At 63.1% G+C, this 25694-nt stretch carries 17 protein-coding genes and 1 pseudogene; 12 read left to right on the top strand and 6 right to left on the bottom strand.

Annotation, left to right across the window (positions count from 1 at the left end; translation table 11 throughout):
- The first annotated feature begins 37 nt into the window (after positions 1–37).
- Genes Q0908_RS17885 through Q0908_RS17870 form a run of 4 tightly spaced genes read left to right on the top strand, consistent with a single transcriptional unit; the run spans position 38 to position 6724 of the window.
- Complete coding sequence (locus Q0908_RS17885; RefSeq protein ID WP_299287794.1) at positions 38–1045, top strand: MoxR family ATPase; 1008 nt, start codon at positions 38–40, stop codon at positions 1043–1045.
- Positions 1042–1923: a DUF58 domain-containing protein gene (locus Q0908_RS17880; protein WP_299287791.1), complete on the top strand. Its 882-nt coding sequence runs from the start codon at positions 1042–1044 to the stop codon at positions 1921–1923. Before Q0908_RS17885 ends, Q0908_RS17880 begins: the two co-directional genes overlap by 4 nt.
- Positions 1920–4685: a DUF4159 domain-containing protein gene (locus Q0908_RS17875; RefSeq protein ID WP_299287789.1), complete on the top strand. Its 2766-nt coding sequence runs from the start codon at positions 1920–1922 to the stop codon at positions 4683–4685. Before Q0908_RS17880 ends, Q0908_RS17875 begins: the two co-directional genes overlap by 4 nt.
- Positions 4682–6724: a hypothetical protein gene (locus Q0908_RS17870; protein WP_299287786.1), complete on the top strand. Its 2043-nt coding sequence runs from the start codon at positions 4682–4684 to the stop codon at positions 6722–6724. The genes Q0908_RS17875 and Q0908_RS17870 overlap by 4 nt, the downstream gene beginning before the upstream one ends.
- Here the strand turns inward: Q0908_RS17870 and pbpC are convergent.
- Together pbpC and Q0908_RS17860 are read right to left on the bottom strand one after the other, a co-directional pair.
- Positions 6721–8706, bottom strand: a complete 1986-nt coding sequence (pbpC, locus tag Q0908_RS17865) for a penicillin-binding protein 1C (protein WP_366869451.1) — start codon at positions 8704–8706, stop codon at positions 6721–6723. The genes Q0908_RS17870 and pbpC overlap by 4 nt on opposite strands.
- A complete protein-coding gene (locus tag Q0908_RS17860; RefSeq protein WP_299287783.1) occupies positions 8703–14096 on the bottom strand; it encodes an alpha-2-macroglobulin family protein in 5394 nt (1797 codons plus the stop codon). Before Q0908_RS17860 ends, pbpC begins: the two co-directional genes overlap by 4 nt.
- A gap of 146 nt (positions 14097–14242) precedes the next feature.
- On the opposite strand from Q0908_RS17860, the gene Q0908_RS17855 reads away from it, so the two are divergent.
- The gene (locus Q0908_RS17855; protein WP_299287779.1) at positions 14243–16432 is read left to right on the top strand and encodes a response regulator; all 2190 of its coding nucleotides are present in this window, start codon (positions 14243–14245) and stop codon (positions 16430–16432) included.
- Here the strand turns inward: Q0908_RS17855 and yaaA are convergent.
- The 3 genes from yaaA to Q0908_RS17840 all read right to left on the bottom strand — a co-directional run bounded on the left by yaaA (position 16420) and on the right by Q0908_RS17840 (position 19625).
- Positions 16420–17190, bottom strand: coding sequence for a peroxide stress protein YaaA (yaaA, locus tag Q0908_RS17850; RefSeq protein ID WP_299287776.1), 771 nt, complete (start codon positions 17188–17190; stop codon positions 16420–16422). The two genes, Q0908_RS17855 and yaaA, sit on opposite strands and share 13 nt — an antisense overlap.
- A gap of 29 nt (positions 17191–17219) precedes the next feature.
- Entirely contained in the window at positions 17220–19259 is a 2040-nt protein-coding gene (gene recQ, locus Q0908_RS17845; protein WP_299287773.1) for a DNA helicase RecQ, read from the bottom strand.
- An 81-nt stretch (positions 19260–19340) separates the two neighbouring features.
- Positions 19341–19625 carry a YggT family protein gene (locus Q0908_RS17840; protein ID WP_299287770.1) on the bottom strand — a complete coding sequence of 95 codons (285 nt, stop codon included), beginning with the start codon at positions 19623–19625 and terminating at the stop codon, positions 19341–19343.
- Between the two features lie 121 nt (positions 19626–19746).
- On the opposite strand from Q0908_RS17840, the gene Q0908_RS17835 reads away from it, so the two are divergent.
- The 5 genes from Q0908_RS17835 to Q0908_RS17815 all read left to right on the top strand — a co-directional run bounded on the left by Q0908_RS17835 (position 19747) and on the right by Q0908_RS17815 (position 24182).
- On the top strand, positions 19747–20310 hold the full coding sequence (locus Q0908_RS17835) for an acyl-CoA thioesterase (protein ID WP_299287767.1): 564 nt from the start codon (positions 19747–19749) through the stop codon (positions 20308–20310).
- Between the two features lie 68 nt (positions 20311–20378).
- Positions 20379–21746, top strand: a complete 1368-nt coding sequence (locus Q0908_RS17830; RefSeq protein WP_299287764.1) for an MFS transporter — start codon at positions 20379–20381, stop codon at positions 21744–21746.
- A complete protein-coding gene (gene mepA, locus Q0908_RS17825; RefSeq protein ID WP_299287761.1) occupies positions 21743–22672 on the top strand; it encodes a penicillin-insensitive murein endopeptidase in 930 nt (309 codons plus the stop codon). The genes Q0908_RS17830 and mepA overlap by 4 nt, the downstream gene beginning before the upstream one ends.
- The gene (locus tag Q0908_RS17820) at positions 22645–23487 is read left to right on the top strand and encodes an esterase-like activity of phytase family protein (RefSeq protein ID WP_299287758.1); all 843 of its coding nucleotides are present in this window, start codon (positions 22645–22647) and stop codon (positions 23485–23487) included. The genes mepA and Q0908_RS17820 overlap by 28 nt, the downstream gene beginning before the upstream one ends.
- Before the next feature lie 65 nt (positions 23488–23552).
- Positions 23553–24182: a queuosine precursor transporter gene (locus Q0908_RS17815; RefSeq protein ID WP_299287755.1), complete on the top strand. Its 630-nt coding sequence runs from the start codon at positions 23553–23555 to the stop codon at positions 24180–24182.
- A 227-nt stretch (positions 24183–24409) separates the two neighbouring features.
- Here Q0908_RS17815 and Q0908_RS17810 read toward each other — a convergent pair whose 3' ends face one another.
- A complete protein-coding gene (locus tag Q0908_RS17810; protein ID WP_299287752.1) occupies positions 24410–24802 on the bottom strand; it encodes an STAS/SEC14 domain-containing protein in 393 nt (130 codons plus the stop codon).
- A 79-nt stretch (positions 24803–24881) separates the two neighbouring features.
- Between Q0908_RS17810 and arfB the strand changes: the two genes are divergently transcribed.
- Together arfB and Q0908_RS17800 are read left to right on the top strand one after the other, a co-directional pair.
- A complete protein-coding gene (gene arfB, locus Q0908_RS17805) occupies positions 24882–25304 on the top strand; it encodes an alternative ribosome rescue aminoacyl-tRNA hydrolase ArfB (protein ID WP_299287749.1) in 423 nt (140 codons plus the stop codon).
- A 107-nt stretch (positions 25305–25411) separates the two neighbouring features.
- Positions 25412–25681: pseudogene (locus tag Q0908_RS17800) on the top strand (transposase); the annotation flags it as partial.
- Positions 25682–25694 lie beyond the last annotated feature (13 nt).

Here is a 25694-nt window from a genome sequence, read left to right as displayed (position 1 = left end):
TTATCAACTAGCATATATCCCGAATGAAAGAGATGTCATGACCGACGCGCAGGATCTTGTGGCCGAAATCGAAGCACTGGGGGGCAAACTGGCTGAGGCCAAAGCCTCGATCACCAAACGCTTCATTGGTCAGGAACGTGTGGTCGAATTGACCCTGACCGCGCTGCTCTGCGGGGGGCACGGGTTGCTGGTCGGCCTGCCGGGTCTGGGCAAGACCCGCCTGGTCGAGACACTGTCGACCGTCATGGGCCTTGATGGCAGCCGCATCCAGTTCACCCCCGATCTGATGCCTGCCGACATTCTGGGCTCCGAAGTACTGGACACCGCCGAGGATGGCAGCCGCGCGTTCCGCTTTGTACCGGGTCCGATCTTTTGCCAGTTGCTGATGGCGGACGAAATCAACCGCGCGAGCCCCCGCACCCAATCCGCCCTGTTGCAGGCGATGCAGGAAAAGACGGTGACTGTCGCCGGACAGGACCGCCCCCTTGGCGTCCCGTTCCACGTGCTGGCGACCCAGAACCCTATTGAACAGGAAGGCACCTATCCCCTGCCCGAAGCGCAGCTTGATCGCTTCCTTGTCCAGATCGACGTACTCTACCCCGACCGGGCGACCGAGCGTGATATTCTGCTGGCCACCACGGGCACCGAAGACGCCCAAGCCACGCCAGTCTTTTCCGGCGACGAGTTGCTGTCCGCCCAGACTCTCCTGCGGCGGATGCCGGTGGGAGACAGCGTGGTTGAGATGATCCTTGATCTCGTCCGCGCCTTCCGCCCAGACGAGGCTGACGCCTCCGATCTGGTCCGCGAAACCGTCGCCTGGGGCCCCGGACCGCGTGCAGCGCAGGCCTTGATGCTGGCTGTGCGCGCCCGCGCGTTGCTGCAAGGACGCCTTGCCCCCTCAGCCGAGGATGTCATCGACATGGCCCGCCCTGTCCTGTCCCACCGGATGGCGCTGAACTTCGCAGCCCGCGCACGCGGCGACAGCCTTGCCGACCTGATCGAAACGACCGCCGCGACCCTCAGCCGTCAAAAGGCCGCTGCGTGATCACTCCTCTCGCCTTGCGCGAAAAGGCGGAGACTCAAGCCGCCCGTCTGCCTGCCCTTCTGGCGCGGGCCGAGCATCTGGCGGGGGCTGTCCTGTTGGGCGACCATGGGCGCCGTCGCGCGGGCATGGGCGACGATTTCTGGCAATACCGCCCGGCCCAGATCGGCGACAGTCGCCGGATGATCGACCACCGCCGCAGTGCGATGGGGGATGTGCAGTTTGTGCGCGAACGCGAGTGGCAGATTGCGCAGTCGGTGATGCTGTGGGTCGATCAGGGCGCATCGATGCGCTTTGCCTCGACCAGCGATCTGACGACCAAGGCCGACCGCGCCCGCGTGCTTGGGCTGGCCTGTGCAATTCTTCTTATTCGCGGTGGTGAACGTGTAGGGCTCACCGGAACGCAATTGCCCCCGCGCCGGGGCAGCGCCCAGATCCTGCGTCTGGCCGAGATGTTCTCGCAGGACGATACCGAAGATTACGCCCCGCCCGAACATCGCGCCATGATCCCCCATGCCCGCGCCGTTTTCGTGTCGGACTTCATGGGCGATATCGAGGCCGTGCACACTGCCCTTACCAAAGCGGCCGACCGGGGTGTAAGGGGTGTGTTGTTGCACACGCTCGATCCCGCAGAAGAGGCCTTTCCCTTCAGGGGACGCACCGTTTTTGAGAGTGTCGGTGGCACGTTGGAACATGAAACACTGAAGGCTTCCGAACTCAAAGAGCGCTATTTGGACCGCCTTGCTGCGCGGAAGGCTGAATTGCAACATCTCTGCGCCATCGCAGGCTGGCAGTACGGCCTGCACCACACCGACACATCCGCCCAATCAGGGCTGCTGTGGTTGTGGCGCGCATTGGACGGAGGGCTGGCACGCACATGACCGTTTTTGGCCCCATCGGATTTGCAGCGCCATGGTTGCTCATTGCACTGATCGCCCTGCCGATCCTGTGGCTGATCCTGCGCGCGATCCCACCCGCGCCGATCCGCCAGCGGTTTCCCGGCGTGGCCCTGCTGCTTGGCCTTCAGGATGACGAGGCGGTGTCGGATCGCACGCCATGGTGGTTGTTGCTGCTGCGCATGTTGGCTGTCGCCGCAATGATCATCGGATTGGCTGGCCCGGTCTTGAACCCCAATACCAACGCCGAAACTGGCGACGGGCCGCTGTTGATCGTGATGGATGGCAGTTGGGCGGGGGCTGTACAGTGGCCACGTCAGATCGAAGCGGTCGATGATACCTTGCGCCGTGCGGGTGCTGCGGGTCGGGAGGTTGCATTGTTGCATCTGGCCGATCCGGCACCGACAGTGTTTCAGGCAGCCAATGCCATTTCGGCGCGCTTGCCCGGTCTCGCCCCTGCCCCGTGGCAACCCCATAGCGCCGATCAGATCGGCGCGATGCTGCCCGACGGGTCATTTGAGACGGTGTGGTTTAGTGATGCGCTCGACTATCCGGATCGCGCGCCCTTGCTGGAGACCCTTGAGGCCCGCGGTGCCGTGCGTGTCACGCAAACCGCGCTGGATGTGCTGGCCCTGACCCCTGCGGCGTATGTCGACGGGGCGGTTCAATTGACAGCCATCCGCGCCCAGCCCGGCCCCGAACGGGGCGTTACCGTACTGGCCCAAGGGCGCGACCCGGCTGGCAATGCCACGACGCTCGCCACCGCCAATGCCGCGTTCGCAAGCGGTGAGATGACGGCAACCACTGCCCTGTCGCTGCCCGCCGAACTGCGCGCCCGCGTCACGCGGTTCGAAGTTCAGGGCGCGCGCTCTGCCGGGTCAGTCACACTGGTCGATGACAGTCTGCGCCGCCGAGAGGTCGCGTTGATCGCGGGGCGTGAAGGGCGCGAGGGCCTCGAATTGCTCTCTCCTCTGCATTACCTTGAACGCGCGCTGGAACCGACCGCCGATCTGCTGAGCGGTGCATTGTCCGACGTGTTGCCCGCGAACCCGGATGTGATCGTGTTGGCCGATGTGGCTACCCTGTCCGAAGGCGAGGCCGAGGATTTGACCGAATGGCTGGATCAAGGCGGGCTGCTGCTGCGCTTTGCCGGGCCGCGCGTCGCCGCAAGCGACATCAGCCGCATTGATGAGGATTCACTGATGCCCGTGCGCCTGCGCGCCGGGGGCCGGAGCGTCGGTGGCGCGATGAGCTGGGGATCGCCCAAGACCCTCGCGGCCTTCCGCGAAGGCTCTCCCTTCTTTGGGTTGGACGTGCCCGAGGATGTGGCCATCACCGCTCAGGTCATGGCGCAGCCCGACCCGACGCTGGCCGAACGCGTCATCGCAGAGCTGAGCGATGGCACCCCGCTTGTGACCCGCAAGCGGCTTGGGCAAGGCCAGATCGTGCTGTTCCATGTGACGGCCAACGCGGAGTGGTCGACCCTGCCCTTGTCCGGTCTGTTCGTCGAAATGCTCGAACGGCTGGCCGTGTCATCGACCAATTCGGCCCCCGAGGCAGGTGACCTCGAGGGCACCATATGGGCCCCGCAGATCGTGATGGATGGATTTGGTGGCCTGCGCGACGCAGGCGCGATGCCGGGCGTTGATGGCCCATCGCTGGTGAGCGACCCAACCGGGCCTGACTTGCTGCCCGGCGTGTACCTTTCGGGAGATCGCAGCCTCGCGCGCAATGTGTTGACGGCGGATGCGGCCCTAAACCCTGCAACATGGCCTGCCCGTATTCCGGTGTCGGGTCTGACTATCGCCCCGGAACAACCGCTGGCCGGATTGCTGCTGGCGGCCGCGATCTGCCTGCTGCTGCTGGATGTGGTGGCCTCCCTCGCTTTGTCGGGACGTCTCACAGGCGGCGTGCGCGCCACGCGTATATCCGGGATCGCGCTAGCCTTTATCCTCGTCCTGCCAGCCTCTCATGCCCACGCGCAACAGGATGACCGATCCCAGATTGCAGCTGCCGCCGAGGTCGTTCTGGCCCATGTCATCACGGGCGACCGCCAAGTGGATGAAATCGCCGAGGCGGGCCTGCGCGGTCTGTCTGATACCCTGTTCTTTCGTACCTCGATCGAGCCCGCCCCCCCGATTGGCGTGAACCTCGAAACGGACGAATTGGCGTTCTTCCCCATTCTCTATTGGCCGATCACGCCCGACCAACCCCGCCCCTCGCGTGAAGCCTATACCAAGCTGAATGAATATCTGCGCTCCGGCGGCTTGATCGTTTTTGATACGCGCGACGGCGATATTGCGGGCTTTGGCACCGCCAGCGGCAACGGGCGCAAGTTGCAGGACCTCGCCGCTCCGCTGGACATTCCCGCGCTTGAGCCTGTGCCGCGTGACCACGTGCTAACGCGCACATTCTATCTGTTGCAGGATTTTCCAGGTCGTCACGTGGGCGCGGATATCTGGGTCGAGGCCGCGCCACCCGGCGCCGAACAGGTCGAGGGCATGCCGTTCCGCAACCTCAATGACGGGGTCACGCCTGTGGTGATCGGCGGCAATGACTGGGCGGCAGCCTGGGCCGTGACCTCCTCGGGTCAGGCGATGCTGCCCGTAGGCCGAGGGTTCAGCGGTGAGCGGCAACGCGAGCTGGCTTACCGCTTTGGCGTGAACCTCGTGATGCACGTGCTGACGGGCAATTACAAAAGCGATCAGGTCCATGTACCTGCACTGCTGGATAGGCTGGGCCAATGACCGGAACTGTTTTGTTTGATCCACTGCTACCATGGACGGTTTTGACCGTCCTGGCCGTGTTGGTTATGGGAGGGGTCGCGCTGGCGCTGATGCGTGGTCTGTCGGGATGGGCCTTGCGCGGCTTGGCGGGCCTTGTGGTGCTGGCCGCATTGTCGGGTCCCGCCCTGCAACAAGAAGACCGCGCGCCGCTGTCCGACATCGTGATCCTGGCCGAAGATCAAAGCGCCAGCCAACGCCTGCGCGACCGTCCCGCCCAAAGCACCAGCGCGGCGGACACTCTTGAGGCCGCATTGATCGCGCGCGACAACACCGAGGTGCGCCGGATCACCGTCCCGGACGGGGATGAGGACGCGGGCACCCGCCTGATGACCGCCCTGTCGGACGCCTTGGCCGAAGAACCGCGCGCCCGGGTTGCGGGCCTGATCGCGATCAGCGATGGGCAAGTGCATGATCCCGATCTGCCGATTGATCTGCCCGCGCCGCTGCACCTGTTGCTGAGCGGCGAGGACACCGATTGGGACCGCCGCCTGCTGGTCAAGAACGCCCCCGCCTTTGCGATCATTGGCGAGGCTGTGACCTTGACCCTGCAGATCGAAGATAGCGGTGCCGCGCCAACCGATGTGGGGCTGGCCCCGCTCGATATCTCGGTTGATGGCGCACCTGCACAGCGTTTCAATGTGCCCATCGGGCAGGATATCGACCTGCCCGTGACCCTGCCCCATGGCGGGCGCAACGTGATCCAGTTTTCAGTCCCTGAAGCCGAGGGCGAGCTGACCGATCGCAACAACACCGCCCTCATTCAGATGAACGGGGTCCGGGATCGCCTGCGTGTGCTGCTGGTGTCGGGCGAGCCCCATGCGGGCGGGCGCACATGGCGCAACCTGCTGAAGTCCGACAGCTCGGTTGATCTGGTCCACTTCACCATCCTGCGCCCCCCGGAAAAGCAGGATGGCGTCCCGGTAGGCGAACTGTCACTGATTGCCTTTCCAACCCGCGAATTGTTCCTCGAAAAGATCGACGATTTCGACCTGATCATCTTTGATCGCTACAAGCGGCGGGGGATCTTGCCTGCCCTCTACCTCGACAACGTGGCGCGCTATATCCGTGACGGTGGGGCCGTCCTGGTCGCCGCTGGCCCGGATTTTGCGGGGGCCGATAGCCTTTATCGCTCGCCCCTGGGCGCGGTGCTACCGGCCCAGCCTTCGGCCCGTGTGATCGAAGAGGCCTATCTGCCCAAAGTGTCAGAGATCGGGGAACGTCATCCGGTCACCACGGCGCTGCCAAGTGCTGGGGATTGGGGGCGCTGGTTGCGTCAGATCGACGTTGATCCACGGTCCGGCACCACCGTGATGGAAGGCGTTGAGGATCGCCCCCTCCTCGTGCTTGATCGGGTGGGTGAGGGCCGTGTCGCGCTGCTCGCGTCGGACCATGCGTGGCTTTGGAATCGCGGATACGAAGGCGGCGGACCGCAACTGGAATTGCTGCGCCGTCTGGCCCACTGGATGATGAAAGAGCCCGAGTTGGAAGAAGAGGCCCTGACCGCCATCGCCACTGGCCAGTCCATGCATATTCTGCGCCGCACGCTCGAGGATACCGCCCCACCGGTCACCATCACAGGCCCCGACGGCACCACCACGCAACTTGACCTGAACGAAGCCACACCCGGTCAGTTCGAAACCCGCTTTGACGGTCCTGAAATCGGCCTCTACCGGCTCGAAAACGGGGATCAAAGCACGGTGATCGGCCTTGGCCCTGCTGCGCCCAAAGAGTTCGAAGCGACCATTGCAACCCCCGACATTCTGGGTGAACGCGTCGCGGCCACCCGGGGTGGCGTGCTGCGTCTGCAAGAAGGCACACCCCGCATCCGCACGGTGCGCGAAGGCCGCCCCGCCGCAGGGCGCGGATGGATCGGGATCACGCCACGCAACGCCTATGAAACGCAGGATGTGCGTCAGATGTCGCTGCTGCCGCCTTGGCTGGTGCTGATCCTGGCTGCGGGGCTGATCACCGGTGCGTGGCTGCGCGAGGGCCGCCGTTAGGGGCGTCGTTCCACCGCCACCCGCGCCGAACGGCCCGCCGCATCAATCACCGCAATGTCCGAAAACCCGAGGCCAAGGGTGCCAATATCGATCTGCCGATGGCGCAGGTTCGAGGCGATGGGCGCACCGTTCAACAGGACCGTCAGCGGCAATGCGCCCCCTTCGACTTTGATCACCGCATCGGCTTGCGCCAGCACCGCCCCATCTGGTGGGAAAGCCACCGCAGGTCCACTCGCAGCGTCCTGCGCCGTGCCAAAGCGTTGCAAGGGCATGGGCAGATCTGCGGTGCTGAGCATCAGCGTGTCCGTCGGTGGTGGCGGGGCCGGGTCGTAGCTGGGCTTGAGCCGCCCGAAGGCTTCAAACAGGATCGGGGCGGCATGATCGCCCCCGAAAGCACCGGGGACGGGCGTGCCGTCAGGCCGTCCCATCCAGACCCCGATGACGTGCCGCCCGTCATAGCCAAACGCCCATGCATCGCGGTGCCCATAGGACGTCCCGGTCTTGTAGGCCAATCCGGCGACCGCGTCGCGCGGCGGGGCGATGCCGCGCAGGATATCCCCCACTTGCCAAGCTGCGCGGGGGGTAAGGATGCGTGCACGCGCACTGTCTTGGTTGTCAAAACTGACCCGCACTCCCAACTGCGCCAACCCGGCGTAGATCTGCATCAAATCCTCAAGCGTCAGACCGACGCCGCCCAAGGCCACCGCCAATCCGGCGGTTCCTGACGGCAGACGCGGTTCGGCCCCGAAGGCGCGCAGGGTCGCCATCAACCGTTCCGGCCCCAACGCCTCTGTCAGCGCGACGGGTGGAATATTCAGCGACATCTCCAAGGCTTGGCGCGCGGTCACGTCGCCGCGAAATTGCCCGTCAAAGTTCTGCGGCGCATAGCGGCCAAACCGCGTGGGGCGATCCGCAAACACCGTCGCCGGATGCGCAAGACCCCGGTCAAAGGCCAGCGCGTAGATCAACGGCTTGAGGGTCGATCCCGGCGAGCGTTCAGCCCGCGTCATATCCACAAAGCCCAGTGCGCCGCGCGCATCCGTGTAGTGGGGCGCGCCGATGCGGGCCAAAACCTCATCCGTTTGGTGATCCGCAACCATCAGTGCAATAGAAACCCCTGGCGCGAGCCCGGCGGCATGGGTGCGCACAAGCCGCTCCATCTTGCGCTGCAGTCCGGCAGAGAGGTGGGTGTCATGCCCCCGCGCCATTGGATCAGCTTGACGCAGCGCATCTGCCATATGCGGGGCCAGCCGGGGGACAGGGCGCATCTGGCGCGGCACATCGGCCCGCACCTCAGCCGCCCCTACCCTCGCGAGAACCCGGTCGCGCGCTACACGTGCGGCATCCGCAAACTTGTCCGGACGGCGGCTTTCGGGGGCTTGGGGCAAAGCGACCAGCAAGGCGGCCTCTGCTGGGGATAGACGCCGTGGCTCTTTGCCGAACCACGTGAAACTGGCGCTCCGCACCCCTTCGATCCGCCCCCCATAGGGCGCGTGTTGCAGATAGAGGTGCAGAATGTCGTCCTTGATCAGCCGCCGTTCCAGCGCCCAGGCCAACCGCATCTGGCGCAGCTTGCCCCGCACAGACCCCGTGCCGGTGTTTTCCAGCAGGCGCGCCACCTGCATGGTCAGCGTCGATCCCCCCGAGACGATCTTGCGCGACCAGATCGCCTGCCCCAAAGCCCGCGCCATGGCGCGCCCGTCCACGCCATTGTGATCGCGAAACCGCTTGTCCTCGTAGGCGATCAGCATGTCGATGAAATCCGCATCCACCGATCCACGCGTCACGGCCAGCCGCAGGCGACCATCCTCGACCGGAAAGGCCCGCATGAGGATGCCATCGCGGTCCCGCATTTCGACCGAGGTTTCGCTCAGCGTCGGTGGGATCACGGTCGCGTCCACCCACATGTCCCACCGCTCGCGCGCGAAGGCGACCGACAGCATCGCCAAGGCTATCGCGATGAGGGGACGATGCGGTTTCACTCGGTCACGACCGTTTCGCCGGTGGCCGTAATGGCGCGATATTCGGGGCGATACATGTCCTCGACCAGCGCGGCAGGGTGATGGAACGTGCCGGGGCTAACCGCGCGCGCGATATAGGCCAGCTCAAACGCGTCGGCCCCCCGCTGATCCACTGCCGCCAAAAACCGGTCGGCGCGGAATTCAACGTGTTGGACCGGAGCCTGGCTCAGCCAGTCAAGCCCCCGCACATCGCCCGACCGGATGAGGGTCGGATTGTCGATTTCGATGCCAGCGGGCAGCGGATCGTCCACCATCAGCCGCGCGCCCACCTCTTCGAACGGCGTGACGCGCAATACAATCACCCGACGCTCGCCCGCTGCCCATGGCCCTTCGACCGGGGTGCCTTCGAGTGTGTAGGCCGCCCGCGTGATCTGGTATCCGTATCCGCCCGCTTCGGGCGGGCTCAGGGGGACGCCGTATGTGGTCAGCGTCACGTCCTGCGCCGCGCCAGAGACGTTGCGGATGATCGACACCGCATCTCCGCGGCTGCGCGACTGCACCAGCGGCCCGGCCACAGGCACATCATCCACGGTGAGGGCCGCAGGCCCCGCACCGCTGCGCAGGGCCTGCGCCGCCATCAGCACCTGCGCCGCCTCTTGGGTCGAATATTGACCCGATTGCGCGGTGACCGCGCTGGCGAGCGTGGCCCGGTTCACGGCGGTGCTGCCCACTTCGGCGGCGAGGTGCAGAACACCCGCCGCGTCTCGCAATGGCGTGCCAAAATCGTCACGCCATTGCTGACCTTGGGGGCCCGCGTTGACCGCCATATCACCGGCCAGGCCGAACATCCGGTCCGCCCGCGTTTGCTCTCCATAGCTGGCCAGGGCCGCCCCCAGTTGCGCCCGTGCGAGCGGGGTGGCAAAGGCCGTGCCTTTGGTGTCCGCATAGTAGCGCAAGTCGCCAATCGACGCGGCCCCTGACCGCGCCAGAACCATCAGCGCATACGCGATATCCTCGCCCCCGGCGTCAAAGTCGGGCGCATAGTTGATCCGGTTGCGCAGGTTGTCCAAGGCCAGCCGCACAGCACGCGCGGGAACGTCGTAGCCCTGCTCCTGCGCGCGTGTGAGGAAGTCGGTGACGTAGGCATCCAGCCAGAACTCGCCGGCCTGCGCCTGCCACAACCCAAAGGCCCCATTGCTGGCCTGCCGGGTCAGCACCCGCGCAATCGCCTGATCGACGCGGGACTTGATGTCGTCGATCCCCGCCGCCCCGGCGACCTGGGGCAGGTAAAGCAGCGGTAGCGCCGCCGATGTCACCTGCTCGGTGCATCCATAAGGGTAGCGGTCAAGCTGGCGCAGCAACCCCGGCATATCGAAACGCGCCAATGGGCCTGCGGCAAGGGTCGCCCGCGCCGTGTTTCCACGCAAATCGGCCAGCACGTTGTTGTCAAAGGTGAGTGCGGCCCCTGCATCAAGGCTGAACCGCCGGGTGGTGGCGACAACCGGGTCATTGGACCGCACGCCCAGAGTAAGCGCCTTGCGCAACACGGTGCCGTCCGGTGCGGTCAAAGTGACGCGAATGCCGTGATTCCCAACCGCATCCGCCGTCACCGGCACAGCGACGCGCACTGTGCCCTGCGCGCGCAGGTCGATCTGATCGGGGGCGTCACCAAGCGTGACACCTTCAGCATCGACTGCAAGCGTCATGGCCCCCGCATTCCCGGTTGCGTGCACAAACTCCAGCATCATCCGGCTGCGATCCCCCGGTGCCAGAAAGCGCGGCACAGCTGCGGAGATCACAACCGGATCGCGGGCCACCATGTCCGCGCTGGCCTGCCCGATACCGGTGTCCGACCACGCCATCGCCATCAAGCGGATTGTGCCGTTGAAATTCGGGCGCGGCACAGGGATCACTGCGACCCCGTCTGGCCCAACCTCAACGGGGCCGGAAAAGGTGGCCATCACAGCCTCGGTCGGCGGCGGCCCTTGGCGTTGCATCGCCGCACCTACGTCTCCACCCGAGCGGACGGTGCCCATTGCGCCGCTGCGCCCGTCGATCAGCCGCCCGTACATGTCGCGCAGATCGACGCCAAGACGCCGCTGGCCGAAATAGTGCGCGTGCGGGTCGGGGGCATCGAACCCTGTCAGGTTCAGCACGCCCACATCGACGGCTGCGAGCGTCACATATCCCGTGGTTTCACCTAGCCCATCCACGCGCACTTCGACATCTGTGGTGCCGGGCTGACCGTTGACGGCCAACGGGGCCTCGATGGAGACGCTCAGCGCCTTTGCACCGGGATCAATGGCCGCGTGGGCGAGGCCTAACACGCGGCCCGGCCCGAACCCTTCGCCCGACCCGCGCAATGCTGAGGCGGTGACATAAGCGCCCGTGCCCCACTCCTGGGTCACGTCCAGCGGGATCACATTTTCACCCGCAACCACTGGCACCACCTGGCGCGCAATCACTCCGTTTGACAGGACGCTCACCAAGGCCACCCCGTCAAATCCCGGCACCACGCGCAGCTGTGCTGTGTCCCCGACCTGGTAGCGGGGTGCGTCCAGCGACAGGGTCAGCCGATCCGGCGTGCTGCTGCTGTCCGTGCCCCCATACCAACCCGCCGCGAAACTGACCGAGCTGGCCGCATAGGCCTCCTCAACCGTCTCGACGACCACTTCGTAGTCGCCCCATTCGGTTGGCACCTCGATGCTTTGCGGTTCGGTGCCCAGTGTGATCTCGCCTTGGGCCACCCGCGTGCGCCGGGTCGTGGGTTCCCAATTCCAGTTGCCGAACAGTTGATACCATTGATAGCGCGTTTCGACTTTGTTGACGGTCCATTGCGCCCGTACCGCAGCACCGCCAAGTGCCACCAGATCGAACCGGGCGGTGCCGTTTTCGGGCAAGACATCCTCGAACCCCGGCTTGATCCCGATCACCATGCCTGTCGGTGCGATAGGCCGGGTCAGCGACCGTTCGACCGGGCGGCCACCGCTGTCCGACACCCGCACTGTCGTAACCGCCTCAAGCAAGACACCCTCGGCCGTGACATCGGGCCATGTGAGCGCGACATCTGCCTGTCCCGCTGCATCCGTGCGGCCCCCGTCGAAAAAAGCGCGCTGCGGCGAAAACTGCGCATCATGGCGGCCAAAGGAGTATCCCGGCCAGCCTGAGACGCTACTGCGCCGCTGCACACGCATATCGCCCTCGACCACCAAATCAGCGCCCGGTGCGCCGAACAGATAGCGGGCGTCGACGGCGATGCGCGTAGGCGCCCCAAAGCGCAAGGCCCCTTCGGGCAGGTCCAGATCGACCTCGATCCGGTCGGGGATGAAGTCTTCGACCAGTACGGTCTGGCTGGCCAGTGGCGGGGCATCCGCATCCCCCATTACCTCGATGCGCCATGTGCCGCGGGGCGCGGTTGTGGCCACGGGCAAGGCCATGACATGTCCACCCGCCCGGCCTTGGGCGCTGACGACGCGCGCGTATTCGGCCCCATCGGGACGGAACAGAACGGCGGTCAAGGGCAGGCCGTCGATCGCGGCAACCTTTGCGTCACGCGCCAGGGCCGTTGCATAGATCGTCGCACCGGGCCGGTATGCCCCCCGATCCGGTGTCAGGAACACGTCGACGGGGGGTGCAGGCGGGCGGCCCTCGACGCCGCGATCCGAAAGGTCGAAGGCGGGATCGCTCAGCGGCAGGAACACGAAGTCATCACCCGTTTCGACCTGCAACAGCGCAGGCTTTGTCGCCCCTCTGCCACGGGTCAGGCCAGCCTCGAACTGCACGAACCCATCGGCATCCGTGCGCGCAGTCCCCAGGATCGCGTTGGCCTGCGAAATCAGGCTGACCTTTGCCCCCTCAACGGCGCTGGCGTCCCCAAGCGCACGCACCGCGGCAGTCAGCCCCTCCGTCCCCTGCCAAGTGCTGATCCCAAGGTCCGACAGCACAAACCACTGCGACGCGGGAAGCGTGTCAAAGCTGTCACTGCCCGGACGCTCGGCGGTCAGCACATAAATGCCCGGCGGTTGGTCGGCCAGCACGTCGCCCAAAGGCAGCAATGTGCGCATCTCTGTATTCAGCGTATTTTCCACATCGCCGGAGCCCTCCCAGATGACTTCGGCAATCTCTGTGTTGAACTGATCCGCCTGCCATTGGGTCATGGGACGACCAAAGAAATCGCGCCGCATCGCCTGCACCAGATTGCGGTCACTGACCCGCGCGAGGGTCAGTGACACGGTGTCCAGATTGACGGTTTCGACCGGGATGCTGGCCCCGGCACCGCGCGGCAGCACATAGCTGCGTCCCGGAAAGCGCACGACGGGCGCGCGGTCGCGGACGTATTGCGTGAGGGTGACGTCCTTGCTCAGCGTCTCGCCACTCGCCGCGGGCAACCCCGAGCGCAGCGTGATGCGATACCGCTCACCATGACGCACCCCGTCAATGCAGAGCGTGCGCCCATCTGCATCGACGACCAAGCCTTGAGTTTCGGTGCGCACGAAGGGTTCATAATCCAGGCCTGCCTGCACCAGATCCTCCGAGAAGGTGGCACAGATACGCGGTGCGGCGCTGTTGTTGTCCACTTGGGTCTCAACAATCCGGAAGCCGTACTTTCCAATGGCATCGGTCAGGGCCGCCGCGATGTCATCGCGCGGTTGCAAAGCCTGCGCGAGCCGGAGAGCGCCGATCATATCCCGCCCGCGCCCAGTGCGCTCAAGCGCCTCTGCATAGGTCTGCAGCGCGGTCGCTTGTCCACCAGTGCTCGTTGCACGCAGATAGGCGTTGAGGGCTGCGGGCACAGCCTCCTGGAGGGCATCGCCTTGCTGTCGGCTTGGGGCATTCTCGCCCAAGCGCTGCGCGATATAGGCGTAGCGCGCCCAGACATCGGGCGCATCGCTCAAGGCAACAGCAGCGCCCGACCACCGCAGGGCCACGGCACGCTCACCGCGTTGCCATGCGGCTCGGGATGCTTCGACCAAAGCCTCAAGCGACTGCCCGTTGACCGCATATCGAAAACCCATGCGCGCAGCCAGAGCACGCGCGGCCTCAATATCATCCTGGCTCGCCCCCAATGCGGCGGCACGTCGCGCCGCCGTCGCGTTTTGCGTCGCATCGCTGCGCACCCGCACTACCGATTGCGCGCCGGGATAGGGTTGCCGGTCAGTGATCGCCGATTTCGGGAAACAGGCGTTCGACCGGGTGTTGAAGGTGAACGCGACGCATTGGTCATCCGCGCTGCAAGCCCGCTCACACGCCGCAACAGTGGTGTCAAACAATGCGGTGCGGTCCGCGCCAAAGAAATCCATGTCTTGCGTCAGAAAATACCGGTTCTCCGGCAGGATTTGCTGGGCCGTAGCGGCGGAAACCATCAGACAAACGCTAAGAAAACCGACGGAGGCAAAGATGGCACGGCGCATGCGTGATCTCCGATAAAATGGATACAATATGCATCAACCTGCCACGCGCGGGGCGGGGCATGCAAATGTTTCAGGTGATGCGGTTAAGCGCATCTTCACCATCCCCGTGAGATACCGAATCGCGGAAGTTTCGATGGGGCAGATGCATGAGTCTGGCAAACAAGCTGGCGGAGGAACGGCGCGGGCGGCTCGCGGCTGAGCGGCTGCTTGAACTGAAGCAGGTCGAACTGTCAGCCGCCAATCGCAAGCTTGGGCGGCATGCGGCTGCATTGCAGGGCGAGATCGTCGAAACCCGGGCCGAAGTCGAAACGGTCAAGACGGAAAACGAGCGGGTCAAAACCGAGCTCGGGCAAGCCAACCAAAAGGTTGAAATCGCCGAACGGCGGCTGTGGCACTCGGTTCAGACAATCACGGACGGGTTTGCGTTCTTCAATTCCGACAATCAGATGATTGCAGCCAACGGCGCGTATCTGACCATCTTTGACGGGCACGAATTGATCCGCCCGGGGGTGAACTATGTCACGATCCTGCAGGTGTTGACTGAAGAGGGGGTCGTGGACACAGGCACTCTCTCGCCTGATGATTGGCGTCAGATGATGACCGACCGGTGGATGTCGCCAAGCCCGGAACCCATCACGGTCCGCCTCTGGAACGATCAATACGTCAAGCTCGTCGACCGGCGCGGGCACGGGGGCGATATCGTCTCGCTTGGCCTCAACATCACCGAATCCGTCCGCTACGAAAAGCAGTTGAAGGACGCGCGGGCAGAGGCAGAGGCGGCAAGCCGCGCAAAATCCGCGTTCCTCGCCAATATGAGCCACGAAATCCGCACCCCCATGAACGGGGTCGTCGGTATGGCCGAATTGCTTGGTGATACGGGCCTGAGCGAAGAGCAGCAGCTTTATGTCGACACGATCAAGAATTCCGGCGAGGCGCTGCTCGTGATCATCAACGACGTGCTCGACTATTCGAAAATCGAAGCGCAAAAGCTGCAATTGCACCCCGAACCCTTCGATCTGGAACGCTCTATCCACGAGGTGATTATGCTGTTGCAGCCCTCGGCAAGGGACAAGGGGCTGACGCTGCTGGTCGATTTCGATCTGTTTCTGCCGACGACATACGTGGGCGATCCGGGGCGCATCCGGCAGGTTCTGACCAACCTGATGGGCAATGCGGTGAAATTCACGGCCGATGGCCATGTTCTGGTGCGCGTTACAGGCGTGCCGGACCCCGAAAGCGGGCGGGCGGACGTTACGATTGTGATTGAAGACACCGGGATCGGCATACCCGAGGACAAGGTTGACCACATCTTTGGCGAGTTCAATCAGGTCGAAAATGAGCGTAATCGGCAGTTTGACGGCACCGGGCTCGGCCTTGCGATCTCGCAACGACTGGTCAAGCTGATGGACGGTGACATGTGGGTCACAAGTGAGGATGGCGTCGGATCGTGCTTTGGGTTCAAACTGCCCCTCGCGCTCAGCGAAAGCGACTTGCCCGAACATCCACCAGTACCCGATGGGCTGCGCCGCGTGCTGGTGGTCGATGATATCGAGGCCAACCGCACCATTCTGCGCCGCCAGCTTGAACAGATGGGTCTGGGCGTGATCTGCTGTTCCAGCGGGATGCAGGCGTTGAAAAACCTCGACAATGTCGATCTCGTACTGACCGATCATAACATGCCCGAGATGGATGGGCTCGAGCTGGCGGACGCCATCCGCGCCGCTGACAATCCGGTGCCGATCCTGCTGCTCAGCTCAAACCCCAGCTTTGCGGCAAACGATCCGGGTGCCGCGCATCTGCACGCGATCATGCAAAAGCCGGTTCCGCGCGCCGATCTGTTTGCGCGCCTGCAATCGGTTGGCCCGGTGATCGACGACACTGCCGTCGCGCCGCCCGATCCGGCCACGCCGCGAAAGATGCGTGTGCTGGCTGCCGAGGACAACAAGACCAACCAACTGGTCTTTGGTAAAATGGTGAAGGACGCCGAGATCGACCTCAAGTTCGCCAACAATGGGATCGAGGCCGTTGAATATTTCGAAAGCTTTGCGCCCGATCTCATCTTTATGGACATCTCGATGCCCAAAATGGACGGCAAAGAGGCAACCGTCAAAATCCGCGAACTGGAAAGCAAGACGGGCGGTCACGTTCCAATCGTGGCACTGACTGCACACGCGATGGACGGAGATGATCAGGGTATTCTCGCCTCGGGCATTGATCACTACCTGACCAAACCGCTGCGCAAACCCGAGATCCACGGCAAATTGCGCGAGATGTGCCCGGATGGCGTTATACCGCCGTTACCCGAAGCAGAAGAAGCGGCGCGTCAAGCCGGATAAGGGCGCACAAAGACCAGCCTTGTGTCATCCGACTGATCAGGCTGAAAGACGTATCCATCAGCATCAAAAGCACGCAATCCATCCAGATCGCGCACCCGGTTCTGCACGATGTGACGCGCCATCGCACCCCGCGCCCGTTTTGCGAAAAAGCTGACGATTTTGGGGCCTGCGCCTTTGTCTTCCATAAAGACCGGCGTGATCACACGGGGGGTCAGCGCGGCCTCCGGCACGGCACCGAAATATTCCTGGCTGGCACAATTCACCACCATGTCCGTGCCAACTGCGTCCGCCTGGACGTTCAGCGCCTGCGCGATTTCGTCCCGCCAGTAGTCATAAAGCGAGGTGCCGCGCCGCGTTTTGAGGCGGCTGCCCATTTCCAGTCGATAAGGTTGGATCGCATCCAAGGGACGCAGCAATCCGTACAGGCCGGACAATATCCGAAGGTGGTCTTGGGCATAGGCGGTGTCATCCGCCGACAGGCTCGCCGCGTCCAACCCCTGATAGGTGTCCCCCGCAAAGGCAAGCATCGCAGGCCGGGTCAGATCGGCGGCGGGTGCCTCCTCGAAAGCGGCAAACCTATCACGGTTCAATCGCGCCAGATCATCGCTTAAGTCCATCAGGGCCTTGAGCTTGCCCAAGGTCATATTGCGCGCGGTGCGCACCAACCGCAGCGCATCCTCCTGCATCGCGGGTTCGCTTGTTTTGACGTCACGCTTTGCCCAGTCCAGCCGTTTGGCCGGGGAAATCACCACCAACATAAACCTATCCTTACCTGTCTGAAATCGATCTAACCCGCGTCCCGCAGCACGTCCAGAAATGCTGGGCCAAAGCGTTCGGCCTTGCGATCCCCAAGCAGGTTTTCCAGCGCTGCATTGTCGGCGGTGCGCAACTGCGCAACCTTGGCCAGTTGCGATGCCGAGCAGCTTAGCGGTTTGTCTGTTCCATCCTGCCCGCGCGCCAGTTGGGCTTGCACCGCGAGCAGTTGGTCATAGATTGTCCCCGCCGCATGCCCGGCCAATTTGCGCCGGGTGGGATGCAAAGTGGCCGCCTCGCCGTTGATCACTTCCAGAAAGGCGTCGCCGAATTTCTCAAGCTTTTTGGCACCCACGCCACTGATCCCGGCCATTTGATCCAGGTTGTTGGGTCGCTTTTCTGCCATCTCGATCAGGGTCCGGTCAGGAAAAATAACGTAGGCGGGCACGCGCGCGGCCTCGGCCAGCCCGCGCCGCTTGGCCTTGAGCGCACTCAGCAATGGTGCATCTTCGTCCGACACCATCTCTTTGACCGCAGGGCCGCGTACCGCAGATTTGATCGTATCGCGGCGCAGGTTAATTTTGGCCTCGTCCCGCAGGATCGGCAGGGCCGCATCTGTCATGCGCAGCGCACCGTAGCGTTCGGGGTCCGGGCGCACCAGGTCGTGCCCCATCATCTGCCGGAACACCGCCTGCCATTGCGGTTTGGTGTATTCCTTGCCCACCCCATAGGTCGGCAAGGACGTGTGCCCGCGTTGGCGGATCTTGTCCGTCTCGATCCCCAACAGAATGTCGATCAGGTGGCCTGCCCCGAACCATTCTTCGGTCCGCAGCATGGCCGACAAGGCCTTGCGCACAGCAGTGGTTCCGTCGAATACGTCTGCGGGCGTGTCGCAGAGATCGCAGGTGCCGCAGGTCACCTCGGCCTCGCCAAAGTACCCGAGCAGCGTTTTGCGCCGACATTCCAGCGCCTCGGCGAGCCCAAGCAGCGCGTTGAGCCGCGCGTGATCTGCCATGCGCCGTTCGGGCGGGGCCAGCCCTTCGTCGATTTGGGTACGACGCAGTTTGATGTCTTCGGGCCCGAACAGGGTGAGGGTTTCCGCAGGCGCACCATCGCGGCCCGCGCGCCCGATTTCCTGATAATACGCCTCGATCGACTTGGGCAGGTCGGCGTGGGCCACCCACCGGATGTCGGGTTTATCGACGCCCATCCCGAACGCGACAGTGGCGGCGACGATCAGCCCGTCTTCCTGTTGAAAGCGGCGTTCGGCGATGCGTCGGTCGTCAGCCTCCATCCCCCCGTGATAGTGCATCGCGGCGTGCCCCGCCTCGCTCAGGGCGCGCGCCAGCGTTTCGGTCTTGGCCCGGGTGCCGCAATAGACAATGCCCGACTGCCCTTTGCGCGCCGCGGCAAAATTGAGGATCTGCGCGCGCGGTCCGTTCTTGGCGGCAAAGGCGAGGTGGATATTGGGCCGGTCAAAGCCGCGCAGGAAACTGCGGGGCGGCTCGCCGTCGAACAGTTTCTGGATAATTTCGGCCTGAGTTTCCGCGTCAGCTGTCGCCGTGAACGCGGCCAGTGGAACATCCAAAGCCCGGCGCAATTCGCCGATCCGCAGATAGTCTGGACGGAAATCATGCCCCCACTGGCTGACGCAATGCGCCTCATCCACGGCGATCAAGCTTACGCCGATCCGGCGCAACATGCCTATGGCCGACCCACTGCCCAGCCGCTCGGGAGCCATGTAGAGCAGTTTGAGTTCGCCTGCCTCAAGTGCCGTCCACACCGCATCGGTTTCTTCCGGAGTATTGCCTGATGTCAGCGCGCCCGCGTTCACCCCCGCCTCTTGCAAGGCGCGCACCTGATCACGCATCAGCGCAATCAGCGGAGAGATCACGACCGTCACCCCATCGCGCATCAGCGCAGGCAATTGGAAACACAGGGATTTCCCGCCGCCTGTCGGCATGATCGCCAGCGTGTTTTCGCCCGCTGTCACTGCATCAACGATCTCTTCCTGCCCGGGGCGGAACCCATCGAACCCAAAGACGTCCTGCAACAGCGTGGCAGCGCTGGCCATATCTCAAAACCCTGTCAAATTTTATGTTGTCTGCTCGTTTGGTACAGACTCACATTTTAACAGGATGTGAACAAGTCAAACTTAGCCGAGAAAGATCGCCGGCAGGATAAACGAGCGCAGGGCAATCACCGCGATAAACGCCACCAACGGGGCCAAATCCAGCGGGTGCGTGTCGGGCATGTAGCGCCGGATTGGCCGGTATATTGGCTCCAGCAGCTTGTTCAGCCCCATCCAGATCTGCCCGACGATGGGTTGGTGCAGGTTCAGTACCTGAAAGTTGATCAGCCAGCTCATGATGATGTGGATGATCATGATCATGTAGACAACGCCCAAAATCAGGTCGAGCGTTTGGTAAATGGCAATCATGCGGACGTCCCTTTTGTTTCCCCAGACCTAGGGTGCCTCGCGAAATGGCGCAAGGTCACTTGGCAACGGTGGTTGACGTTTCGCTGCGCCGCCGCATTTACGAAGGCAGGAGGTCGCCCCCATGTTTCCGTTCATTCGCCTGGCCAAAGATGTTTATCTCGCCCGTCGTCAGCCAGATATCGGGCTGACCGATCTGCATGTGTCGCGCCATATGGTCTGGCCGTGGGACCTGGATGGGTTTCTGGAGTTGAACAACGGGCGCGCCTTGACCTTGTACGATCTGGGCCGCCTCGGCATGGCCTTTCGCACCGGCCTTGTAACCGTTTTGAAGGCCCGCAAATGGGGTCTGACCATGGCCGGGTCGTCTGTGCGGTATCGCCGCCGTCTGCACGCCTTTGAACGGTTCGAGACCCGCAGCCGCGCGGTGTGCTGGGACGACAAGTTCACCTATATCGAACAATCAATGTGGAAATCGGATGGCGAATGCGCCAGCCACGTTCTTTACCGTGCCGCTGTCACGGACAAGAACGGCATTGTCACCCCGGACCGGGTCTTGGCGGCCATGGGTACAAATGCGGTATCACCCCCCATGCCCGACTGGATCGCAGCGTGGGTGCGTGCCGAAGCACAACGACCGTGGCCTCCGATGCAAGACCTCGACGTCCCCACACGCGCCGCCGCCTGAAAACCTTTCCTTGCGCTTGGACGTGCAACCCGGTTCTACTCTGCCTCAACAAAAGGCAAGGGGCGGACATGGCAGAGACTTCACAGCGCAAGCGCATTTGGGGGTGGTATTTCTTTGATTGGGCCAGCCAACCCTACAACACCCTTTTACTGACCTTCATTTTCGGCCCCTACTTTGCCCAGGTCGCCACAGGTGCGCTGGTCGAGGGTGGCATGGCCGAAAGTGCTGCCAACGCGCAGGCCCAAGCCTATTGGGGGTATGGGTTGACCGTCACGGGCATCATCATCGCCTTGCTCGCCCCCATCCTCGGCGCAATATCAGACAGTACCGGCAAGCGAATGCCGTGGATCTGGCTCTTTTCCGCAGCCTACGTAATTGGCGCTGCGGGTTTGTGGTGGACGGCACCGGGTGAATTTTCCGTTCTCTGGGCCCTGTTCTTTTTCGGTCTTGGCCTCGTCGGGATGGAGTTCGCGACGATTTTCACCAATGCCTTTCTGCCAACCTTTGGTCCAAAAGAAGAGTTGGGGCGTATTTCCGGGTCAGGCTGGGCCTTTGGCTATCTGGGCGGCGTGGTCGCGCTGGTCATCATGATCGCCCTGTTTCAGGCAACCGACAGTGGCAAGACCATGGTGGGCCTGACGCCCCTGTTTGGTCTGGATACGGAAAGCCGCGCAGACACCCGGATCGTTGGGCCTTTTGCGGCCGTCTGGTTCGCGGTCTTCATGATCCCGTTCTTTCTGTACATCCGCGACGTACCCAATGCGGTGTCGACCAAGTACAAATTTGGCAGCGGGCTCTCCGACCTGATTGATACGTTGAAGCGGTTGCCGCAGACGCCGTCGCTATTCGCCTATCTCGGCTCGTCCATGTTCTACCGCGACGCGTTGAACGGAATGTACACGTTCGGGGGCATCTATGCCTTCGGGGTTCTGGGTTGGGCCCCAGTGGATGTGGGTGTATTCGGGATCATAGCCGCATTGTCGGGCGCGATTTTCTGTTGGGTGGGGGGCCGTGTGGATCGCGCGGTCGGACCCAAACCCGTCATTCTGACCTGCTGTATCGCGCTGATGGGTGTTGCGATCCTGATCGTGTCGCTCACCCCGACGTCCGTGATGGGCTTTGCCGTGCCACTTGGGTCAACCCTGCCCGATACGATGTTTTACGTTGGCGGGGCCATCATCGGTGCAGCGGGTGGTGCGCTTCAGGCCTCGTCCCGCAACATGCTGACCCGGCAGGGCAATCCGGCTCGCATGGCCGAAGCGTTCGGCCTTTACGCCCTTTCTGGCAAGGCAACAGCCTTCATGGCTCCGTTCCTGATCGCCGTGACCAGTGACATTACCGGTGATCAAAGGCTGGGTGTTTCCCCCTTGATTGTGCTATTCCTGATCGGGATCATCATGTTGATATGGGTCAAACCAGAGGGAGATCACGCATGAGAAGGCTTAACAGATCCCTTGCCCTGATTGCATCGCTGGTACTGTGCGCCTGCGCGGGCGGGGCTGATACCAACATCGACGGCACGCCGCTGCCCGATGTCGATCCGGCCACGCTGCAGGGCGTCGCCAAAGGCGCGTTCGGGGCCAAGCGCCGGGCATCGGCCCAAGAGGCGGCCGCCTATGGCAGTTATGCCAAGGGTTGTGCCGCGGGGTCGATCCAGCTGGCTGAAACCGGGCCCACATGGCAGGCCATGCGCCTGTCGCGCAATCGCAACTGGGGCCATCCCGAACTGGTCGACATGGTCAAGAAGCTGAGCGTAAAGGCTGCGCAGCAACCCGGCTGGAACGGTATTTATGTTGGCGACATGAGCCAACCGCGCGGTGGGCCGATGCTGACCGGGCACCGCAGCCATCAGATTGGTCTGGACGCGGATATCTGGATGCTGCCTGCCCGCAATCTCACCCTGTCTGTGGCGGAACGCGAAAGCATCAGTTCCATCTCGACGCGCCGGTCGGCCGGGGCCTTCGTCAATTCGAACTGGACCCGCGCCCATCACGAGGTCATCAAGGCCGCCGCACAAGACAAGCGCACCGCGCGCATCTTTGTCTTTCCGGGGGCCAAGGTGCAGATGTGCAAGGATGAAAAGGGAGACCGGGCGTGGCTCAACAAGATCCGGCCGTGGTACGGGCACCACTATCACTTCCACATTCGCCTTTCCTGCCCCAAGGGCGCGCGCGGGTGTATCGAACAGGCGGCTCCGCCCCCCGGTGACGGCTGTGCAGACGCGCAGGAATGGGTCAACAACATCCTCAACCCGCCCCCCGCCAAGCCGCGCGATCCAAACGCCCCTGCCCCCCAACCCCGTCGCGAGTTGCGGGTCGGAGATTTGCCGCAGCAATGTGCTGGCGTTCTGGCCTCGCGTTGATCACGGCCACTTGGGTGTGCGGGACGGCATGGGCCGACCCGCTGACCTTTGTGCGTGCGGTTCCGCTGACCTCTGGTCTGCCCGGATTTGGCGGGATATCGGCGATTGAAACCCGCGATGGGTCCACTGCCGTTTTGCTGTCAGATCGCGGGGCCGCCTTTTCCGTCAGTTTGAACCGGGCTGCCGGCACCTACGAGGTCGCCAGATTGAGCCAGCCGCAGCCTGATCGCGACAGCGAAGGTTTGGCCTATTCAGGTGGCGACCTGTTCTACAGCTATGAGGGACCCGGCGAAGTCGTGGATCAACAGGGCAAAGCCTTGCCCGATAATCCTGCGTTCCACATCTATCACCCCAACGGATCATTCGAAGCACTGGCGGCCGAGGCGAACGGCACCGTCTACACCCTGCCCGAGCGATCGGGCCACAAGGCGCGCGGCTTTCCGGTCTATCGGTTTCGCAACGGGGCTTGGGACGTGCCTGCCACCCTGTCCCGGCGCAACCCATTCCTGCCGGTCGGCGCAGATATCGGCCCTGACGGACGGCTTTATATCCTGGAGCGGGCCTTTTCCCCGCTTGGGTTTCGCAGCCGCATTCGCACCCTTGACCCTATGGACTGGACCGCCCCGCCCCGGACCTTGCTGACGACCCATGCCGGGCAGCATGACAATCTCGAAGGGGTTACAGTCTGGCAATCCATCAGCGGGGCCACGTGCCTCAGCATGGTGTCGGACGACAACTTTCTATCGATCCTGCGCACTGAACTGGTGGAATACGCCCTCACGGAAACCCTTGCGGGCGGGGCCACCTGCGACTAAGACCCGCCCGTCCGGTATCCTGCCGGGCCAAGTCGCCGCTACCTTGCAAAAACGGGCATCATATTATGACACGCGCGCACCTTCCCGGCATTCTTGCCATGGCCATCATCGTTGTGGCCTCCAACATCCTTGTTCAATACCTCTTCGGCAGTTGGCTGACCTGGGGGGCGTTTACCTATCCGTTCGCCTTTCTGGTGACGGACATCATGAACCGCGTCTACGGTGCCGGACCGGCGCGCACGGTCGTGTTGGTCGGCTTTGTTGTGGGTGTGCTGTGTTCAATGATCGGCACACAGGTTGTGGGTGAGTTCGGCCCGCTGGTTACGTTCCGCATCGCTATGGCATCGGGGCTGGCCTTTCTGACGGCTCAGCTGCTTGATGTCGGCATCTTTGCAGCCCTGCGCCGTGGTGTGTGGTGGAAGGCCCCGCTCGTCTCGACCCTGATTGGCAGCACTGTGGACACGGCCATCTTTTTCAGCGTCGCGTTTTCTGGCACGCTGGCCTTCATCGAACCTGGCAACGATGTGTCTTGGGCGGGTGAGGCTTTGCCGATCCTCGGCCTTGGCCCCGTCGCACCGCTTTGGGTGTCTCTGGCAATCGCGGACTGGGCGGTGAAACTGACGCTGGCGCTTATTGCATTGGCACCGTTTCGCTGGATCACGGCACGCATCGGAACGCGCGCACAAATCCGTTGACTTTCGCACCGGCTGTGCAAAGCTGGTCGTGAGTTCAACAAATGAAAAGGAGGTGATCCAGTGTCAAGAAAGGTATTGGAGCGAGGTGTCGGAACAGCTTGGGAGGCCGCCCTCTAGGGCAACCCCACGCGGCGCAGGCCGCCAAGTTGGTCGGTGAGATCTAACCGGCACACCTCCGAAACATTTCGAAAAGGGCCACCCGCAAAGGTGGCCCTTTTTTCGTACGTTCAGGCGGCGGCAGAGGTCTGTCTCTGCAATGCGCGCCATGCGTCGGGTTCGTTGGCAAATGTCTCGGCCTTGACCGGCATCAACTGGTCCATGAAATCGATCATCTTGTTGGCCTTGTCGGGTGCGCCCACCACCGCGTAGCGGTTCACATTCGTGATGGCCTTGAACCGGCTTTTGACGGCTTCCCAGCTCAGGCTCGCGCCGGTTTCGGACCCTTTGTAGGGGTCAAAGATCATGAGCATGTCGATTTTGTCGTCATGGGCGTCAAAGGCAGCGTTCATCACTTCGGCCATTTGTTCCATGTCATCGCGGTTCACTTCGCCACTGATCCGAAACGCATACAGATCGGCGCGGTCAGTGGTCAGTTGTGTGATGCTCTGCGTATTCAGCATTGTCTCTCTCCCAAAATTATTTGCGTATCGGGGGACAAACGCACTGGTCGGGCAGGTCGTTCCATGGGTAGCAAGGGGTATGTTGCACATCACGGATGATATTCAGATTCAGGATTGGGAGTTGAGCGAAAGCTTTGTGCGCGCGTCCGGCCCCGGCGGGCAGAACGTCAACAAGGTCGCGACGGCCGTGGAATTGCGCTTTGAAGCGGCGCGTTCGCCGTCGCTCGCCCCCGCGGTCAAGACGCGGTTGCGCCGTCTGGCGGGCCGGCGGTGGACGACCGAGGGCGCGTTGATCATCCAATGTGACGAAACCCGCAGTCAGGCCCGAAATCGCGACATTGCCCGCCAGAGGCTTGCGGAATTGATCAAGAAAGCCCTTGTCGCCCCCAAAGGCCGCATCGCCACCAAACCGACGCTTGGATCGAAAAAGCGCCGCCTCAAGGCCAAGAAAGTACGCGGTGAGGTCAAGCAGATGCGCGGTCGCGTCGACCCGGAAAGCTAGGGGATGCGCCCGACGGATCGCCCCGGCCTTGCCATCGTTCTTAGCCTGATTTGATCCTCCCCCACTGAAGTGGTCCTTCGCTATGTTTAGGAAAACGGAGGAAGCACATGGCAAACAAGCGACCGAAGCCGGAAGAGATTGTCACGAAGTTGCGGCAGGTTGAGGTTCTGACGGGGCAAGGGATGCCGCGTCTGGATGCGATCCGCCAGATTGGTGTGACTGAACTAACGTTCTGCCGCTGGAAGAAGAAATACGGTGGAATGGGCACGGATCAATTGAAGGAACTGAAGCGTCTACAGAAAGAGAACGAGCGTTTGAGAAAGGCCGTATCGGATCTGACGCTGGACAAGCTGATCTTGGCGGAGGCCGCAAAGGGAAACTTCTAAGCCC

This window comes from uncultured Tateyamaria sp., assembly GCF_947494755.1.
Taxonomy (GTDB): domain Bacteria; phylum Pseudomonadota; class Alphaproteobacteria; order Rhodobacterales; family Rhodobacteraceae; genus Tateyamaria.
Note: the sequence above shows the minus strand (reverse complement) of the source record. Positions and strands in the feature narration are given on the sequence as shown.